Genomic DNA, 17,686 nt, shown 5'->3' on the forward strand with positions numbered 1-17,686 from the left:
CCCTGCTTGACCCGCCTCATGCGCCCCTGCTTGACCCGCCTCACGCGCCCTAATAGACCCCGCTCACGCGCCCTTCTTGAGCACCTGCTGCGCCTTGGAGACGGCGGCCTCGGTCGCACCCTCGAGCTCACCCTCCTGGCCGGCGAGCAGGGTCACCGTGACGACGACGTCCTCGACGCCCGTGGTGGCTGCGGTGAACTCCAGGCCGCGGCGCGAACCCGACGTCGCGGTGAGGCGGAAGGCGAACGGATCGGTGCCGAACTGCGGCGCCTCGATCTCCTCGACCTCCATCGAGTAGCTGCCCTGGCCGATCTTCATCGTCACCTTCGAGCAGGAGGTGACCGCCTTCTTGTACGCGTGCTGCAGGTAGGCGACCTCGGCACTGTTGCCCATCGCATCGAGACCGAAGTCGATGAAGGTGCCTTCCTGGCCGGCCGAGAACGACCGGTGCGTGGTGGCCTTCGCGCCCGGCGCCTCGGTGGCGTTGAGGAACTTGACCAGCGTCTTGCACTTGCTGCTCGCCGACGAGAACGGCTTCTCGGCGTCGCCGGCCGGGTCGTCCTTCTCCGGCTGGTAGCCGGCCGGAAGGTCCGCCTGCTCGAGCAGCGCCTTGGCGAGCTCGGCCGAAGTGCGCTTCACCGTGCCGGTCGCCGTCGGCGTGTCCGGTGCGGCGGTCGTGGCCGGCGTACTCGGGGCAGGTGTGGACTGGGCGGCCGCGTCGTCCTTGTCGTCACCACCGCAGGCGGTGAGCGACAGGCTGAGGGCGGTGACGAGCAGGAGCGGAAACGACACGAAGCCGCCGCGCCGGAGGCGCGCGTTCAGCAAAGTCATGGAGGAGGGCCTTCCAGAAACTGGAGGGCCGGGCGGGCCCACCGGTGGCCGAGCAGGCAGCAGCGTACCTGACATGTCAGGTCGTTCCGCCGGACCCCGGCCGCGGGCGTGGCGCTGTTGTCCTGCGTCGGAACTTTTCGACTCAGGACACTAGAAGCGGTGTGAGCGGAGGTGGATGTTCTGGAGTAGACCAATGGCCAGCAGGCAGGCGAACATCGACGAACCGCCGTAGGAGACGAACGGCAGCGGCAGGCCGGTCACGGGCATGATGCCGAGCGTCATGCCGATGTTCTCGAAGGCCTGGAAGGCGAACCAGCACACGATGCCGGTCGCGACCAGCCGGCCGAAGGCGTCCCGGGCGTTGATCGCGATCCGCAACCCGCGGAACAGGACGATCGCGAACAGCACGATGATCGCGCCCGCGCCGATCAGCCCGAGCTCCTCCCCCGCGACCGTGAACACGAAGTCGGTGTGCTGCTCGGGCACGAACGCGTTCTGCGTCTGCCCACCGTGGAACAGCCCCTGGCCGAACACGCCACCGTTGCCGATCGCGATCCGCGCCTGGTTCACGTTGTAGCCGATGCCCTGCGGGTCCTGCGACGGATCAGCGAACGCGATGAACCGCGCCAGCTGGTACTCCTTCAGCACCTGCAGCTTGATCGCCAGCGCCGCGACCACCACGCCGGCGGTGACCAGCCCGAGCATCCATCGCTTCGGCACCCCGGACACCGCGATGATCCCGAACACGATCGAGCCGAGCACCATCACCGTGCCGAGGTCGGGCTGCAGCATCACCAGCACCACGGGTACGGCGGCGACCGCGATCGCCTGCGCGACGTCGATCGTCCGGGCTGTCTCGCGGTGGTCGGTCTCGCCCTTCTCCGCGATCAGCAGCGCCATCCCGACGATCACCGCGAGCTTGGCGAACTCACTCGGCTGAATCGACAACCAGGGCAGCTGGATCCACGACCGCGAACCGTTGATCACCGCGCCGACCCCGGGCACCAGGACCAGGATCAGGCCGACGATCGAAGCGGCGTACAGGACCGGGGCGAGGAGGCGGACCCGGCGGTGGTCGGTGACGGCGGCAAGGATCGCGAGCACCGAGCCGATGGCGAAGTTCAGTGCGTGCCGGAGCAGGAAGGCGTACTGGTTCCCGTCGGTGAGCGAGGTCCGGCCGTGGGTTGCGGACCAGATCAGCATCGCGCCGATCGTGGACAACGCGACCACGCCCAGCACGAGCACCCAGTCCACGTGCCACACCGTCGACCGCCGGTCCATCCGCGGCCGCGTCCGGATCGGAGTCAGCAGCGCCATGACCGCGACCTCCTCGCGGCTCGACCTGACCCGGCGTCACTCATTGCTCGGCTTCTGCTGCTCGGCGGGGGGCGGCGTCGGCTTGATGTTGTAGAGGGTCTCGTAGATCTTCCGGACCGCGTCACCACCGGCGCCCGAACCCGTCCCGGCCTGGCTGATCATCATCACCACGGCATAGCGGTCGGTGTACGACGCCAGCCACGACGTGGTCTGCTTGCCGTAGACCTCCGCCGTCCCGGTCTTGGCCCGGATCTGCACCTGGTCGACCGGGAAGCCGTTGAACTTCCAGGCCGCCGTTCCGGTCTTGACCGTCTCCTTCAGGGACCGGTCGATGTAGCGCAGGTTGGCGGCGGACACCGGCAGCTTCGCCTTCACGGTCGGCTTGATCTCGTGCGCCTTGCCGTTCGCGCCGACCCAGGACTGCACGACGCGCGGCTCGTACAGCGTGCCGCCGTTGGACAGCGCCGAGTAGACCGTCGCCAGCTGCAGCGGCGTGACCGTGGTGTCGCCCTGGCCGATCGCGAAGTTCACCGCGTCACCGGCGCGGTAGCGGTAGCCGTCGGCGCAGAACTCGCGGGAGAACTGCTTCAGGAACGCCGACGTCCCGGCCGGCGGGTTGTCGGCGAGCTTGCAGTAGTAGTCCTTCTGCGAGTCGTAGTACTCCTTCTTCCACTTGCGGTCCGCGATCCGGCCGCTGACCTCGCCGGGCAGGTCGACGCCGGTCGGCTTGCCGAGGCCGAACTTCTGCGCCATCTCGACCAGCGGGTCCCGGGTGTTCACGTCGCTGGAGTTGCCGCCCTCCTTCAGCCAGAGCGCGTACGCGATCCGGTAGAAGAACGTGTCACACGACAGCGACAGCGCCTGGTCGAACCCGATCATCCCGTACGACGCGGACTCGTAGTTCTTGAACCGGCGGTTGCCGACCTCGAAGTACGACGAGCAGTCGAGCCGGGTCTTGGTGCTGTACCCGGCACTCATCGCCGCCGCGGTCGTGATCGGCTTGAACGTCGACCCAGGCGCCAGCTGTCCTTGCAGCGCGCGGGAGACCAGCGGAGTGCCGGACTTCGACGAGTACAACGCGTCCAGCTCGCGCTGGGTGATGCCGCCGACCCAGACGCCCGGGTCGTACGTCGGGTAGCTGGCCATCGCCACGATCCGGCCGGTCTTGGTGTCCATCACCACCGCGGCCCCGGAGTCGGCGACGTACTTGCGTTTGGTGATCTTGTCGTACTGCTTCCGCGCGGTCAGGATCGCGTTCCGCAGCTGGGCTTCGACCGACGCCTGGATCCGCGCGTCGATCGTGGTCACCAGGGTCGCGCCCGGCACCGGCGCGGTCTGCTTCTGGACGCCGGTGGTGTACCCGACCGCGTCGACGATGACGTCCTTCACTCCCGGCGCACCGCGGAGGAGCTTGTCGTAGGTGCGCTCCACACCGGCACGCCCGACCAGGTCGGAGCGGTGCGGAACCGAGTCGCCGCCGGACTTCTCGATGTCGTCGAGCTCCTCGGTGGTGATCGGTGACAGGTAGCCGAGGATGTGGGCCGCGTTCACCTTGAACGGCGCCGGGTACGCCCGCAGCGCCTGCGACTCGGCGGCGACGCCCGGGAAGTCCTCGCGGCGCTCCATCACCTCGATCGCGACCTGCTCGCTGACGTCCTTCGCGACCGGGATCGGCTGGTACGGCGTGCCGTTCCAGCAGGCCGGTGGCTTCGACGCGCCGGGCTCGCCGCACAGCATCGTCCGGGCCTTGAGGTCCCTCGGCTTCTGGCCGAGCACCTTCGCCAGGCGGGCGATCACCACGTTCTGCTGGCTTTCGGGCAGTTTCGCCATCACCGAGCGGTCGACCGTGATGACCAGCGACACCCGGTTGCCGACCAGTGTGCGGCCCTTCGAGTCCACGATCGTGCCGCGCGGCGCCGGCACCAGCACCTGGCGGGTGTGCTGCTGGGTCGCGGCCTGCGTGTAGTCCTCGTTGGACATCACCTGCATGTACCAGAGCCGCGCGAACAACGTGCAGAACAAGGAGAAAACCAGCACCCCGATCACGAACAACCGCAATCGAGCTTTGAGTGGGGCTTCGAAGCCGTCAAAACTCATGACAGCACCCGGCGGCGTTCTCTGGCGGCGACGAAGCGGCCCATCACCCACATCACCAACGGGATCACGACGATCGCGCCGACCACGTCGTACCCGGCGGCGATGCCGAGCCGGACGCCGAACTCGCCCCAGTCGACCGAGGGATCGTGCAGCAGCGACCCGGTGGCGCAGTAGATGAACAACGACAGCGTGGCCCCGAGCACGACGGTCGCCGCGACGATCAACGGACCGACCGGCCCGATCGGCCCGGTCGACGTCTCCCGCCGGATCAGCCCGGCCACGTACCCGGCGATCGCCAGCGCCAACGCCCACCGCCCGGCCGTGTGATCGGCCGGCGGTACGACGTCCAGCAGCAGACCGCCCGCGAACCCGGCGATCGCACCCCACTCCGGCCCACGTGACAACGCCAGCGCGATCACGACGATCAGCACCAGGTCACAGGTGACCCCGGCGACCGCGATGTTCGACAGCACGGACGTCTGCACGGTGACGGCAACCATCAGGAACAGGGCTGCCAACCCGATCCGCAAGGCAATCACGTCAGTTCCCCTTTCCCTGTGTCGGTGTCGTCGTCGGTTTCAGTGGTGTGCGCGGTGTGCGGGCCAGCGGACCGGTCACCACACCCACGGTGTCGATCCGGGTCGGATCGACGTACGGCTTGACGATCGCCGTGGACCCGAGCGCTCCCTGGTTCGGCGTCACCGAGGTGACCACGCCGATCGGCACGCCCGGCACGTACGGCGCGTTGCCGCTCGAGCCCCAGGTGACGATCCGGTCCCCGACCTTCGGCCTGGCCTTGAGGTCGACCAGCTTGTAGTCGAGGGTGCCGCCCACCTCGCCCCGCCCGGAGACGAAGCCGAGCGCCATCGAGGAGTTCAGCCGGCCGCCGACGGTCGAGCTGCGGTCGCCGATCAGCAGCACGGTCGCGGTGGCCTGGGTGGTGCGCACCACCCGGCCGACCAGGCCGTCCCCGTTCAGCACGGTCATGTCGACGCGCACGCCGTCCGCCGTACCGGCGTCGAGGGTGACCGTGTGGTTGAAGCTCTGCGCACTGCCGATCCCGATCACCCGGGCCGGGGTGATCGTGTACGCCGGCGCGAGCTTGAGCAGCCGGTCCAGCTCGGCCGCCCGGCCACGGGCGTAGTCGGTGGTGTTCAGATCCTGGTGGAGCTTCTCGTTCTCACTCTTCAGTTTTTCGTTCTCGGCCTTCAACCTATCCATTTCCGCGAACCGGTCGCGGAGGTTGTCCACAGGCTGCCGGGCCGAGCTCGCGGTCGACTCCAGCGGGCCGAAGACACCCGCCGCGGCCTCGCGCAGCGGATCCACCGGCGAGCCGGCCGAGCGCCGGGCGTCGAGCACGATCAACGTGAAGCAGGCCAGGATCACCAGCACCAGCACGGTTCGCCGCCGGCGAACCGAGCTGGGGGTGCCGGCCGAGCGCAGCGGCGCCTCTCCGGCCGAGCGGAAGGCGCTCCGCGCCGTCGGAGTGCCGAGGTCTTTGAGCATCGGTGGATCCTCAGCGGCGGTTGTCGGTGACCAGGATGCGGTTGAGGGTCTCGATGTTGTCGACACACTTGCCGGCGCCGAGCACGACCGCGTCCAGCGGGTTCTCCGCGACGTGGATCGGGATGCCGGTCTCGTGCCGCAGCCGCTCGTCCATGCCCTTCAGCAGCGCGCCGCCGCCGGTCAGCACGATGCCGCGGTCGACGATGTCACCGGCCAGCTCGGGCGGGGTCTTGTCCAGGGTGGCCTTGACCGCGTCGATGATCGCCGTGATCGGCTCCTCGATCGCCTGCCGCATGCTCGCCGACGACACCTTCACGGTCCGCGGCAGCCCCGAGACCATGTCCCGGCCGCGGATCTCGCTGTCCGGCCCGTCGGTGGTCGGGAACGCCGACCCGATCGTCATCTTGATCTGCTCGGAGGTGGCCTCGCCGAGCAGCAGCGAGTACTCCTTCTTGCAGTAGTTCACGACCGCCTTGTCGATCGCGTCACCGGCCACCCGGATCGACTGGCTGGTGACGATGCCGCCGAACGAGATGACCGCGACCTCCGTCGTCCCGCCGCCGATGTCGACCACCATGTTGCCGGTGGCGTCGCGGACCTCGAGGTTGGAGCCGAGCGCGGCCGCCATCGGCTCCTCGATGATGTAGACCTTCCGGGCGCCGGCCATGTACCCGGCGTCGCGGACCGCGCGCTGCTCGACCGCGGTGATCCCGGACGGCACGCAGACCACGATCCGCGGCTTGGCGAAGTACCGGCGCCGGTGCACCCGCTGGATGAAGTAGCGCAGCATCTGCTCGGCGGCGTCGAAGTCCGCGATCACACCGTCCTTGAGCGGGCGGATCGCGGTGATGTTGCCCGGCGTCCGGCCGATCATCTTCTTGGCCTCGTGCCCGAACGCGACCGCCTCGCGCGGCTCGTCGGTCCGGGTCGCGACCACCGACGGCTCGTTCAGAACCACCCCGCGGCCACGCACGTAGACCAGGGTGTTCGCCGTACCGAGGTCGACCGCCATGTCGCGGCCGAGCATGCTGTTCGCCATCGAGGCGCCTTCCGCTCGATCCGGTTTTCAGGCTAAACGCGCGACCACCGTCGCCGACGCATCGACACGGGCCCGGCTCCGGATCACCAGGTCGCATACGCATCGTATCCGACCGAGCACCTGTGGAGACTGCCGGGGGAGCGGCCGGAACGTGGTGATCAGGGCAGGTCGGGGAACCAGATCTTGATCTCGCGGGCGGCCGACTCCTCGGAGTCGGAGCCGTGCACGAGGTTCTCCCGGTTGGACAGCGACAGGTCGCCGCGGATGGTGCCGGGGGCGGCCTTGCGGCCGTCGGTGGCGCCGTTCAGGGCCCGGACGACCTCGATCGCCTCGTCACCCTCGAGCACCAGGGCGACCAGTGGGCCGCTGGTGACGAAGGCGCGCAGCGGCGGGTAGAAGTCGCGCTCGACGTGCTCCGCGTAGTGCTGGTCGGCCAGGTCGCCGTCGATCGCGCGCAGGTCCATCGCGACGATCCGGAGCCCCTTGGCCTCGAACCGGCCGAGCACCTCCCCGACCAGGCCACGGCGTACCGTGTCGGGCTTCAGCAGGACCAGGGTGCGCTGCGACATCAGTCAGACTCTCTCTCGAAGTAGGTCAGGCGCGCTGAGCCTAACCGGTGTGCGCCCGCTTCGCTTCCTCGATCCGGCGGCCGAGAACGATGGCGGCGACCCAGAAGCCGGCGAAGAACAGGCCGAGCACGAACATCACCGGTACGACGAAGCCGAGCCCGACCGCGCCGACCTGGACCACCCAGCCGAGCGCGTACCCGACCCGGTTGCGCAGCAGGCCGGTCGCCAGCAGAGCCAGTACGGCGAGGCCGAGGCAGACCGACAGCGCGATCGCAGGCCGGACGCCGGCGATCGAGATCATCACCGGCGTCACCAGCGCGAGCACCAGGGACTCGAACCCGAGCACGATCGACGCCAGGGACCTCATTGCTCGTCCTGCTTGGACTTGCGGACCAGCAGAGCGCGGGCCTCACCCGCAGTGATCACGGACCCGGTGATCAGCACACCGCCGGTACCGAGAGCGACCGCGTTCTCCTCGGCCAGCCGGATCGCGTCGTCGATCGCGTCGATCAGGTGCGGCCGGACCAGGACCCGGTCCTCGCCGAACACCTCGGCGGCCAGCTCACCCAGTTCCTCGGCCGGCATCGACCGCTCGACGAAGCTGTTCCGGGTGCAGACGACCGTCTCCATGATCGGCTCGTACGCCTCCAGGAGGCCGTACACATCCTTGTCCTTCATGCAGCCCAGTACGCCGATCAGCGGCTGGAAGGCGAAGGCCTCGGAGACCGTGGCCGCGGTTGCCTCGGCGCCGTGCGGGTTGTGCGCGGCGTCCACGATGATCGTCGGGCTGGTCCGGACCACCTCCATCCGGCCCGGGCTGGTCACCTCGGCGAAGGCGGCCTGGAGCAGCTCGGTGGTGACCCGGCCCTCCGCCTGCGGGCCGGCGCCGAAGAGCGCTTCCACGGCCGCGACCGCGGTGGCGGCGTTGTGCGCCTGGTACTCACCGTGCAGGGGCAGGAAGATGTCGTCGTACTCGCCGCCCAGGCCCTTCAGCGAGATCAGCTGGCCACCGACCGCGAGCGAGCGGCTGACGACGCCGAACTCGATCCCCTCGCGGGCGACCTGCGAGCCCACCTCGGCGGCCTTGCGGATCAGCACCTCGAACACGTCCAGGCTCTGCTGCGACATCACCGTCGTACCGCCGGGCTTGATGATGCCGGCCTTGTCCTGCGCGATCGTGACCGGATCCGCGCCCAGGATGTGCGCGTGGTCGACCGCGACCGGGGTGATCACCGAGACCGCGCCGTCGGCGACGTTGGTCGAGTCCCAGGTTCCGCCCAGGCCGACCTCGATGATCGCCACGTCCACCGGGGCGTCGGCGAAGACGGCGAACGCCATCGCGGTCATCACCTCGAAGAACGACAGCGGGTGCTCCTGCTCGGCGTCGACCACGTCCAGGTACGGCGCGAGCTCGGCGTACGCGTCGACGAAGCGCTGCTCGCTGATCGGCTCGCCGTCCAGCGTGATCCGCTCCCGGACCGACTCCAGGTGCGGGCTGGTGAACCGGCCGGTCCGCAGTCCGGCCTCGCGGACCAGGGCGTCCACCATCCGCGCGGTGGAGGTCTTTCCGTTGGTCCCGGTCAGGTGCACGACGGGGTACGCCTTCTGCGGATCGCCGAGCAGCTCCACGAGCCGCCGGACCCGATCCAGCGTGGGTTCGATCTTGTGCTCCGGCCATCGTTGCTGGAGCCGCGCCGATACCTCGGCATAGGAGAGGTCGCTCATCAGGACACCGAGTCTAGTGAGCGCTGTGGATAACCGGTCGGAAGCACCCCTTGACAACCACTACGATTGTGCGCATGAGCCAGACGTCCCGTGTTCCAGACAAGCCCACCCTCGAAGGCCTCGAGGAGAAGTGGGCTGCGGTATGGAGGGAGCAGCAGACCTACGCCTTCGATCGCACGGCCGAGCGCGCCGAGGTGTTCTCCATCGACACGCCGCCGCCGACCGTCTCCGGGTCGCTGCACGTCGGGCACATCTTCAGCTACACCCACACCGACCTGGTCGCGCGCTACCAGCGGATGCGCGGGAAGAAGGTCTTCTACCCGATCGGCTGGGACGACAACGGCCTGCCCACCGAGCGCCGGGTGCAGAACTTCTACGGCGTCAAGTGCGACCCGTCGCTGCCCTACGACCCGGACTTCACCCCGCCGGCCAAGCCGGACCCGAAGAAGCAGGTCCCGATCAGCCGGCAGAACTTCGTCGACCTGTGCGGTGAGCTGACCCACATCGATGAGCAGGCGTTCGAGGCGATGTGGCGCCGGGTCGGCCTGAGCGTCGACTGGTCGTACCTCTACACGACGATCTCCGAGGACTCCCGCCGGACGTCGCAGCGCGCCTTCCTGCGCAACTTCGCCCGCGGCGAGGCGTACCTGGCCGAGGCGCCGACGATGTGGGACGTCACGTTCCAGACCGCGGTCGCGCAGGCCGAGCTCGAAGCGCGCAACTACCCGGGCTTTTTCCACCGGATCGCGTTCCACGCTCCGCACGGCCCGGTGTACATCGAGACCACCCGGCCGGAGCTGATCCCGGCCTGTGTCGCGCTGATCGCGCACCCCGACGACGAGCGGTACCAGGGCTTGTTCGGCAAGACCGTGAAGTCCCCGCTGTTCGGCGTCGAGCTGCCGGTCCTGCCGCACGAGGCGGCCGAGCCGGACAAGGGCGCGGGCATCGCGATGTGCTGCACGTTCGGTGACCTGACCGACGTTCAATGGTGGCGCGAGCTGCAGCTGCCGGTCCGCACCGTCATCGGCCGCGACGGCCGGTTGCTGCGGGAGACGCCCGAGTGGCTCGAGGGTTCCGAGCTGTACGGCGAGCTGGCCGGCAAGACCGTGTTCAGCGCGCGGGAGCTGATCGTCGACGCGCTGCGCGAGAGCGGCGACCTGGATGGCGAGCCCAAGCAGACCCAGCGGATGGCGAACTTCTTCGAGAAGGGCGACAAGCCGCTGGAGATCGTCTCCACCCGGCAGTGGTACATCACCAACGGCGGCCGGGACGCGGGGCTGAAGCAGGAGTTCGTCGACCGCGGCAACGAGCTGGCCTGGGTCCCGGAGCACATGCGGCACCGCTACCTGAACTGGGTCGAGGGGCTGAACGGCGACTGGCTGATCTCCCGCCAGCGCTTCTTCGGCGTCCCGTTCCCGGTCTGGTACCCGATCGACGCCGAAGGCGAGCCGGACTACGACCACCCGCTGATGCCGAGCGAGGCCGAGCTGCCGATCGACCCGACCTCCCAGGCCCCGCGCGGGTACGACGAGTCCCAGCGCGGCAAGCCGGGCGGCTTCGAGGCCGACCCCGATGTGATGGACACCTGGGCGACCTCGTCGCTGTCCCCGCACATCGTCTGCGGCTGGGAGCGGGACGACGACCTGTTCCGCCGTACCTTCCCGATGGACCTGAACACGCACGCCCACGAGATCATCCGGACCTGGCTGTTCTCCCGCGTCGTCCGGGCCCACTTCGAGAACGGCACGCTCCCCTGGGCGCGGTCGATGATCTCCGGCTTCGTCGTCGACCCGGACCGCAAGAAGCTGAGCAAGTCCAAGGGCAACGCGATCATCCCGGACGAGATCCTGAACAAGTTCGGGTCGGACGCGGTCCGGTGGCGGGCGGCGATGGCGCGGCCGGGGCTGGACTCGCCGTTCGACGAGTCGCAGATGAAGGTCGGCCGGCGGCTGGCGATCAAGGTCCTGAACGCGTCGAAGTTCGTGCTCGGGTTCGGGGCGACGACGGTCGACGCCGCGGCGGTCACCGAGCCGGTCGACCTGGCGATGCTGCAGCGGCTGCGGTCCGTGGTCGCGGACGCCACCGCCGCCTTCGACCGGTACGACTACACCGGCGCGCTCGAGGTCAGCGAGCGGTTCTTCTGGACGTTCTGCGACGACTACGTCGAGCTGGTGAAGGAGCGGGCGTACGGCGGCCAGGGTGAGGCGGCCGCGTCGTCCGCGAAGGCTGCGCTGGCGGTTGCGTTGTCGGTCCAGCTGCGGCTGCTCGCGCCGTACCTGCCGTTCGCGACCGAGGAGGTCTGGTCGTGGTGGCAGGAGGGTTCGATCCACGTCACGCGGTGGCCGGAGCCGGACGTCGACCTCGCGGTCGCGGCGCAGGAGCCTGAGGTGCTGGACGCGGTCTCGGAGGTTCTGGCCGGGATCCGCGGGGCGAAGTCGGAGGCTCAGGTCTCGATGAAGACCGAGGTCAGCAAGGTCGAGGTCAGCGGGCCGGCGGCCCGGCTGGCGCTGGCCGAGCGGGCCGAGCCCGACCTGCGTGCGGCCGGCCGGATCACCGGTGAGATCGTCTGGAGCCCGGACGACTCCGACTCGGTGACGGTCGTCGCGACCCTCTGAGGTTCGTTTCACGCTGGCGCCCGCCTCCTTCCGGGGAGGCGGGCGCTACCGTTTCAACTTGAACGACTACGCTGCGGAACCGCCTTTGTGCCGATGTGGAACCATCAGGGTCGAACCGCGCGACCACAGTCCCGAGGAGCCCCCATGAGCGACCCGACCACCCCGGACCGCCCCACCCCGGCAACCGGTGCAGTGGCCGACTCAGCAGGTAAGCCGGCTGAGGAAACGGCTACCGCGGAGGAGAAGCCGGCAGCTGGTGCGAGCGGCGTCGAGGACACCTTGGAGCTCGCGAAGGTCGAGGACGCGGCATCCAACGGGAAGCCGGCGGCTGACGCCACAGCAGCCGCCGGGAAGCCTGCAGAAGGCAAGACCGCTGACCCCAAGCCGGCTGACAGCAAGACAGCTGACAGCCAGACGGCTGACGGTAAGGCGGCTGAAGGCAAGACGGCCGAGACCACGGCAGCTGACGGCAAGGCGGCTGGGGCCACGGCAGCTGAGGGTAAGGCGGCTGGGGCGAAGGGTGCGGGTGGGAAGAAGTCGCGGTTGCGGGGGTTGAAGCGGGGGCCCTGGTTGACTGTGGGCGGGGCTGTGGTGGTGCTGCTCGTGCTGGCGGTGCTGGGGTACGTGTGGGGCCTTGGGCCCATGAACCGGCTGAACACCGCCCGCGGGATCACGCCGCCCGGACAGCTGGCGGGCCTGGACCGGATCACCGACCAGGAGATCCGCAACCAGCTGCAGTTGGACCAGACCCGCGAGGCGCTCAGCCGGATCAACGACGGCAAGCAGGCAACGGTCGAGGCGTACGGGAACCTCGACGGCGACCGGATGTTCGTGGTGATCGCGCTGCGCGGCAAGGTCGACATCGACAAGACAGTCGCGGACTCCGGCGCGACCCCCGAGAAGATCAAGAAGGTCGGCCGCGCCACCTGCGTCGAGTCGTCCGGCAACCTCCCGACCCAGTGCTACCGCGGCTCGAACACCCTCACCGTGATCGCCCAGTCGGCCAACGAGGACGTCACCGTCGACGCAGTCGCCCCAGTAGCCGAAGAAGCCTTCAACGCAATGAAGTAGACCTCAGCAACCGTCTACGGCGTCATAGCCCCGACCTCGTCCTCAGCACCTGGCTCTGCAAGACTCGAGCATGCCCAAGAGCCGCGGCCGGAAGAAGGCGAGCAAGAAGGTCCACAACACTCGCTCCAGCGGACGCCGCTCAGCAGTGTCCGAACTGGACGCGACCTATCGCGAGGTCTTCGCCGGCCTCGACCAGATCGCTCGCGGTGGGGATCCGCTCGACGCGGAAGTGCTGATCTCGATGGTCTCCGGCGATGGCTGGCAGGCCGGCGAGACAAGTGCCGACCACGCGCCGATCGAGGATCTCCTCGACGCCGCGGAACGCCGTACCGCACGCCCTGGAGCGGTGGCCCTGGCTCGCGCGGCCGCGTCGTTGGCGCCGACCGCAGACCTCGCCGCACGCGCCCGGGATGTGGCCGACGGTCTGGTTGCCCGTGGTGCTCCGGAACCGTCCTGGTCAGCCACGCTCGATCAGATCACCGCCAACGGGTGCTGGGCCCTGCGTGACGTGTATGGCGACGGAGCCAGCGTGCTGTGTTCCTTTGAGCGTGCCGGCCGTCGTCATGGGCTCTCGGTGCTGGTCGACTTCAACCATCTCGGTGGCTGGGCGAAAGACATCCTGCTCGCCGAGGATTCGAGAGCATGCTCGAGTTGATGCGCGAGGGCGCGGCCGATGCCAGTCAGACCATGTACCTGAAGCAGATCGATCCGGGCGAGGCGAGAGGTCTGCTGGAAAGCGCGTTCGCCGCCACCGACAGCACCTGGCAGCCCGAGGTCTCCGACGAGTTCGTTGAGCTGAGAGCGCTCGCGCTCTCTCGCCTGAAGGTGCTTCCCGAACCGCCGGAGCCGACGGAGTCCGCAGAGCCCGGCGACGGCGAACGAGCCGAGATCGTTCAGGAGTTTCTGGCCTCACCGGAAGCCGCGGACCTCCCCTCGGTGGGCGACCCGGAGTACTGCGCTCGACTGATCGTCGACTACGGCGCGGACTACGACGACGGCAAGCTTCTGCGCGTCAGCCCGGCCAAGACCGAGATCTTCCTGCTCGGCTGGGTGCCGCGGAAGGTCGTCCTCGATCCCGGCGACCGCACTCTGTTGCCGGAGCTGATGAGCGCCTGGGTCCGCTGGTCCGCACGTCGCCAAGGCCTGCCTCCCGCCGCCCTCGACGAGTTGCAGCGGGCGGCGCGGATCTGCGCGGAGGAGTTCGGCAGCGCGTACGACGAAGCCGATGCCTCGTCGCCCGCCAAAGCACTGCTCAGGGGTCTGCCGGACACAGAGAGCGTGGGGGAACTGCAAGACGCGCTCGACCGGCGACGATTCGCGATGCCGTACTTCGGCACCAGGATCGGTGACGAGGATTTCCCGCGGCTGGATCCCAACGATCCGGACGAGCGGTCGATCCTGATCGAGGGCGAGCATCCCGAGTACCACGCGGCTCTCGCGGATCCGGCGTTCGAAGGCGAGATCGACGGCGTGAATCCACGCCTGCACCTGGCGATGCACGACATCGTCGCCAACCAGTTGTGGGACAACGATCCCCCAGAGGTCTGGGCGGCCGCGCGCCGGCTCCTCGACGCGGGTCACGATCGCCACGACATCCTGCACGCCATCGGCCACGCGGTCATGACCCACCTCTACACCGCTCTCACCGACCAGAAACCGGTCGACGTCACGGCCTACCGCGCAGAACTCGACAATCTCGGCCGCTGATGCCGCGTCAAGCCGGCTGTGTGCATTTTCGACAGGAGGTGTGCGTTGCCCGAGCGCAATCCCTCAGTCGGTTCACGCGGGGAGCAGCCCGCAGCAGTCATATACGTCCTGTCGAAATGCACGACGTCAGCCCAGGAGGCCGGTGATGAGGGTCATCAGGGGGATGGAGAGGAGGGTGCTCAGGAGGACGGCGCTTCGGGCGAGGGTGCGGCTGCTGCGGTAGTGGACGGCGTAGACGTAGACGTTCTGGGCAGTGGGCAACGCGGCGAGCAGCGTCGGCGCTAGCAGCGCGGCGCCTCGCAGGTCGAGCATCCACCGGGCGACGGCGTACGCGACCAACGGTGTCGCCACTGTCTTCAGCAGCACAGCCAGCACGACGTCCCGCCGCAACGTGATCGAGTCACGCGTACCCCCGCTCAAGCTGAGCCCGTAAGCGATCAGCCCGACCGGCACAGCCGCGGCAGCAAGCAGATCGATCGGCCGCATCAACAGCGTCGGCAATTCCACATCGATCGAAGCCACCGCCAAGCCAAGCAGTGACGCGACCGTCAGCGGATTGCGCAACGGCCGCATCAGCACGGTCCGCAGCGACACCCGCCGCCCCGACCCTTGCCGATCCCCGTCGAGTACGGCGAACGCGATCGGCGCCATCACCAGCAACTGGAACAACACGATCGGCGCAACCAACGCACCATCACCAAGCACATAAGCAGCAACTGGCACACCCAGGTTGCCCGCGTTCACGTACGACGACGCCAGTACGCCGATCGTCGCCTCGGACCGGGTCCGTCGCCAGATCACCACGGCCACCAGCAGGAAGATCAGCTGCACCACGAACAGGCTGACCACGTTCGTGACCAGCACCGCCGAGAAGATCGAGTGCAGGTCCGCCCGCGCAACCGTGGTGAACAGCAGAGCCGGCGTCGCCACGAAGAACGCCAGCCGCGACAGCACCAACTCGTCCTGTGCACGCAGTACGCCGAGCATCCCGACGACGTACCCGAGGACGGCGACCGAGACCAGTGCGACGAAGGCGCCAACGACTGCAGACACAGCAGGTCAGGCATTCGGCGACATCGACACGGCCGCGATCCTATCCGAATCGACCCCTGGCCTCGCTGACAACTCAGTCACTGAGATCTCCCCCGCCCCGGCACCAACCCTTAACCTGTCAGATGCTGACGAGTTAGCGACTTGATCGGAAAGATTCCACCAGCGACGAACAGGATGGCCGGTATGACAACCTTCGCGCGACTCCCCCGCGCCGCGGTGACCGCAGCTTCCGTGCTCGCGACCGTGGCCACGCTGAGCGCCGCCCCCACGGCGTTCGCCGACAGCAGTGCAGCCGAGCAGCAGCTCTCCCAGGCGCTGCCCCTCGGCGACCAGGACCTGGCCGAGACCCGGACCAGCCAGGTGCTGGCCAAGGGCGTCACGCTGACCAAGATCGTCCGCGGCACCGAGCCCGCGGCGCCTGACCAGATCAACACCACGACCCGCGGCCCATGGGTCGTCAACGTCCTCACCATCGACCCGGCCATGTCCAAGGGCCGGCTGAAGGCGACGTACGGACCGGACCTGGCGAAGGTGGAGAAGACCTCCGACCTGGTCCGCACCGCCGGCGCCGTGGCCGGCGTGAACGCGTCGTTCTTCACCTTCACCGCCAGCCAGCTGTACCCGGGCGAGCAGGTCGGCCTGGGCATCTTCGACGGCAAGCTGCTGAGCGAGCCGCTGACCGACCCGGCCGAGGCCAACCTGCTGATCGATGCCAACAGCAACAAGGTGCTGACCGGCCACCTGCGCTGGACCGGCAGCGTGGTGAACCGCAACACCGACGTGCGGTTGCCACTGGAGTTCGTCAACCACCCGCCGGTGATTCCGGCCGCCTGTGCGACGTTGCCCGATCAGACGGCGTGCACCCAGCCGGGTGACGTCGTCCTGTTCACCAAGGAGTTCGCGGCCGCGACGCCGGCCGGAGCGGGTGTCGAGGTGGTGCTCAACCGGTACGGCTGCGTCGTCCGGACCGCCACGACGCGCGGCACGGCTCTCGCGCCCGGGCAGACCTCGCTGCAGGCGACGGGCAAGGACACCGTCGCGCTCCTCGCCGCCGTGGCGAACGGATGCCTCAACCGCGACATCAAACTGACGAACCAGAACGGCGACGACGTGCCGCTGCGCAGCGGCCTGTACGGCGTGACCGGCCGCTACCAGCTCACCTCCGGCGGCGAGATCGTCGTACCGGACGGCACCGGCAGCTTCTTCGACCGCAACCCGCGGACGATCGCCGGTACGACGCAGGACGGCAAGATCCTGCTGGCCACGATCGACGGCCGGCAGACCACCAGCGTCGGCACCACGATGGACGAGACGGCCGCGGTCGCGGACGCGCTCGGCCTGCACGACGCGATCAACCTGGACGGCGGCGGCTCGACCGCGATGGCGCTCGGCGACGGGACGCTCGTCAACCACCCGAGTGGCGCCGGCGGCGCCGAGCGGGCGGTCGGCGACGCGATCGTCTTCGTCCCCGAACGCTGAGCAGTACAGGGAACGCTGAGCAGTACAAGGAACGCTGAGCAGTACAAGGAACGCTGAGCAGTACAGGGGCAGCAACCACCGAGCAGTCGTGCGACTCTGAAGTGTGCGACTGCGGTTGCTGCCCCTGCTCCTGACCGGCCTGGGGATGGCCGGCTGCAGCGGCACGCAGCCGGAGTCCGGGAAGGAGCCGGCCATGACCGCACCCGGCAGCATCTCGGTGACGAGCAGAGCGTTCCAGGACGGCGGGAAGATCCCGAGGAAGTTCACCTGCGACGGGGACGACGTGTCCCCGCCGCTGGCCTGGAAGGGTGTCCCGCCCGAGACGGGCTCGCTCGCCCTCGTGGTCGACGACCCGGACGCGCCCCGCGGGACCTTCACCCACTGGGTGCTGCTCGACCTGGAGCCGATCACCACCACCATCCCCGAGGGACAGGTGCCACCAGGCGCCAAGCAGGCGAAGAACTCGGCGGGCAGACCGACGTACTTCGGCCCCTGCCCGCCGAGCGGCGCCCACCACTACCGCTTCACCGTCTACGCCCTCTCCGAGGCGACCGGCCTCCCCGACGGCACGAAGCTCGACGAGGCCCTCGCCGCCATCGACGCGCGAACCCTGGCCCGCGGCCGCCTCACCGGTCTGTACCAGCGCTAGAAGTCACATTCCCGTAACTGGGGATTGA

16 protein-coding genes are annotated in these 17,686 nt (G+C 68.8%); 6 read left to right on the top strand and 10 right to left on the bottom strand.

The genetic code is table 11. From position 1 onward, the window contains the following. Positions 1-63 precede the first annotated feature (63 nt). From ACIBGM_RS04835 to ACIBGM_RS04875, 9 genes are all read right to left on the bottom strand, one after another. Positions 64-831 (bottom strand): hypothetical protein, encoded by a 768-nt coding sequence (locus ACIBGM_RS04835; protein WP_360519602.1) that lies wholly within the window; start codon positions 829-831, stop codon positions 64-66. Positions 832-981: 150 nt separating this feature from the next. Beyond that, positions 982-2,148 (bottom strand): rod shape-determining protein RodA, encoded by a 1,167-nt coding sequence (rodA, locus tag ACIBGM_RS04840; RefSeq protein WP_360519604.1) that lies wholly within the window; start codon positions 2,146-2,148, stop codon positions 982-984. A gap of 36 nt (positions 2,149-2,184) precedes the next feature. Then, complete coding sequence (mrdA, locus tag ACIBGM_RS04845; RefSeq protein ID WP_360519606.1) at positions 2,185-4,245, bottom strand: penicillin-binding protein 2; 2,061 nt, start codon at positions 4,243-4,245, stop codon at positions 2,185-2,187. After that, positions 4,242-4,784 (bottom strand): rod shape-determining protein MreD, encoded by a 543-nt coding sequence (gene mreD / locus ACIBGM_RS04850; RefSeq protein ID WP_396384514.1) that lies wholly within the window; start codon positions 4,782-4,784, stop codon positions 4,242-4,244. The genes mrdA and mreD overlap by 4 nt, the downstream gene beginning before the upstream one ends. Position 4,785: 1 nt before the next feature. Continuing rightward, positions 4,786-5,751 carry a rod shape-determining protein MreC gene (gene mreC / locus ACIBGM_RS04855; RefSeq protein ID WP_396384515.1) on the bottom strand — a complete coding sequence of 322 codons (966 nt, stop codon included), beginning with the start codon at positions 5,749-5,751 and terminating at the stop codon, positions 4,786-4,788. A 10-nt stretch (positions 5,752-5,761) separates the two neighbouring features. Beyond that, positions 5,762-6,790, bottom strand: coding sequence for a rod shape-determining protein (locus tag ACIBGM_RS04860; RefSeq protein WP_360519612.1), 1,029 nt, complete (start codon positions 6,788-6,790; stop codon positions 5,762-5,764). Positions 6,791-6,948: 158 nt separating this feature from the next. After that, the gene (ndk, locus tag ACIBGM_RS04865) at positions 6,949-7,359 is read right to left on the bottom strand and encodes a nucleoside-diphosphate kinase (protein WP_360519614.1); all 411 of its coding nucleotides are present in this window, start codon (positions 7,357-7,359) and stop codon (positions 6,949-6,951) included. 40 nt (positions 7,360-7,399) lie between these two features. Continuing rightward, entirely contained in the window at positions 7,400-7,726 is a 327-nt protein-coding gene (locus ACIBGM_RS04870; protein WP_360519616.1) for a DUF4233 domain-containing protein, read from the bottom strand. After that, entirely contained in the window at positions 7,723-9,084 is a 1,362-nt protein-coding gene (locus ACIBGM_RS04875) for a bifunctional folylpolyglutamate synthase/dihydrofolate synthase (protein WP_396384516.1), read from the bottom strand. Before ACIBGM_RS04875 ends, ACIBGM_RS04870 begins: the two co-directional genes overlap by 4 nt. A 74-nt stretch (positions 9,085-9,158) precedes the next feature. Here ACIBGM_RS04875 and valS point away from each other — a divergent pair, with 74 nt between their 5' ends. The 4 genes from valS to ACIBGM_RS04895 all read left to right on the top strand — a co-directional run bounded on the left by valS (position 9,159) and on the right by ACIBGM_RS04895 (position 14,477). Further along, a complete protein-coding gene (valS, locus tag ACIBGM_RS04880) occupies positions 9,159-11,699 on the top strand; it encodes a valine--tRNA ligase (protein WP_396384517.1) in 2,541 nt (846 codons plus the stop codon). Positions 11,700-11,843: 144 nt separating this feature from the next. After that, positions 11,844-12,770 carry a hypothetical protein gene (locus ACIBGM_RS04885; RefSeq protein WP_396384518.1) on the top strand — a complete coding sequence of 309 codons (927 nt, stop codon included), beginning with the start codon at positions 11,844-11,846 and terminating at the stop codon, positions 12,768-12,770. 70 nt (positions 12,771-12,840) lie between these two features. After that, positions 12,841-13,425 (top strand): hypothetical protein, encoded by a 585-nt coding sequence (locus tag ACIBGM_RS04890; RefSeq protein ID WP_396384519.1) that lies wholly within the window; start codon positions 12,841-12,843, stop codon positions 13,423-13,425. Next, positions 13,413-14,477 carry a DUF1841 family protein gene (locus tag ACIBGM_RS04895; RefSeq protein ID WP_396384520.1) on the top strand — a complete coding sequence of 355 codons (1,065 nt, stop codon included), beginning with the start codon at positions 13,413-13,415 and terminating at the stop codon, positions 14,475-14,477. Before ACIBGM_RS04890 ends, ACIBGM_RS04895 begins: the two co-directional genes overlap by 13 nt. 126 nt (positions 14,478-14,603) lie before the next feature. On the opposite strand, the gene ACIBGM_RS04900 is transcribed toward ACIBGM_RS04895, so the two are convergent. Further along, positions 14,604-15,530, bottom strand: coding sequence for an AEC family transporter (locus ACIBGM_RS04900; RefSeq protein ID WP_396384521.1), 927 nt, complete (start codon positions 15,528-15,530; stop codon positions 14,604-14,606). A 183-nt stretch (positions 15,531-15,713) separates the two neighbouring features. Between ACIBGM_RS04900 and ACIBGM_RS04905 the strand changes: the two genes are divergently transcribed. Then, positions 15,714-17,009 carry a phosphodiester glycosidase family protein gene (locus ACIBGM_RS04905; RefSeq protein WP_396384522.1) on the top strand — a complete coding sequence of 432 codons (1,296 nt, stop codon included), beginning with the start codon at positions 15,714-15,716 and terminating at the stop codon, positions 17,007-17,009. 103 nt (positions 17,010-17,112) lie between these two features. Next, positions 17,113-17,658: a YbhB/YbcL family Raf kinase inhibitor-like protein gene (locus ACIBGM_RS04910; protein WP_396384523.1), complete on the top strand. Its 546-nt coding sequence runs from the start codon at positions 17,113-17,115 to the stop codon at positions 17,656-17,658. Positions 17,659-17,686 lie beyond the last annotated feature (28 nt).

This window comes from Kribbella sp. NPDC050470, from assembly GCF_044458365.1.
Classification (GTDB): domain Bacteria; phylum Actinomycetota; class Actinomycetes; order Propionibacteriales; family Kribbellaceae; genus Kribbella.